This window comes from Vibrio sp. Vb0304 (assembly GCF_033338995.1).
Classification (GTDB): Bacteria; Pseudomonadota; Gammaproteobacteria; order Enterobacterales; family Vibrionaceae; genus Vibrio; species Vibrio alginolyticus.
In genome coordinates this window covers 644-1253 of sequence record NZ_JAWOTT010000193.1, presented here as the reverse complement: position 1 = coordinate 1253, position 610 = coordinate 644, and the positions used below count along the sequence as shown (strand labels likewise).

Annotated in this window: 2 protein-coding genes; one reads left to right on the top strand and one right to left on the bottom strand. The window is 45.1% G+C overall.

All coding sequences use genetic code 11. The features are described from left to right. The coding region (locus tag R7P35_RS24915) for a lactate/malate family dehydrogenase (RefSeq protein WP_411978893.1) at positions 1-245 on the bottom strand (245 nt) is incomplete at its 3' end. 256 nt (positions 246-501) lie between these two features. Between R7P35_RS24915 and R7P35_RS24910 the strand changes: the two genes are divergently transcribed. Then, positions 502-610, top strand: a 109-nt coding sequence (locus R7P35_RS24910) for a glycerophosphodiester phosphodiesterase family protein (protein WP_411978894.1), incomplete at its 3' end; no start/stop codon positions are given.

The window sequence follows — 610 nt, the reverse complement described above, 5'->3', positions numbered from 1 at the left end:
ATTTGCGCACCTGCCGTTATCACAACAATATCGGCACCTAACAAATCGAGGTAATCATCTGAGGGAATAATGCGGGTATTTTTGGAAAAGGTTAACGCCGCTGTGTGACGAAAATCGAAGACTTCCCCTTCAGCTCTTTCTAAGTTTTGGTCTAACAGAACAAGTTCACTGACGCTGCCTAGCGTGAGCAAATAATTGCAAACACCAACTCCAACGGCGCCAGCGCCAATCACACCAATTTTCATCTTACGCTCCCTGAAAAATGCGGCTCTTGAAAGATACGTCGCTCTTTAAAAATGAGCGGCAAGAGCATAAAAGTCCAACGTCATTTTGTAGCTCAGAATCTGTTACCAATCTAGTCTTTCATTTCCGCACCATGCTTGTCTGGTGAAAATTACACCGTTGAATCGTGACGTTACCGCCCTGAAGAAGCCTTTCACCTCTATATCAACGGCCAAAAGCGAGTACAATCTGGACATCTCATTCAAGAAGGCAAACAAAATGGAAACTCTGTTAATTGGTCACCGCGGCGTTGCCGGCTCGTTCCCAGAAAATACAAAAGTCAGCGTTCAAGCTGCAATTGATCTCGGCCTAAAATGGGTAGAAGTGG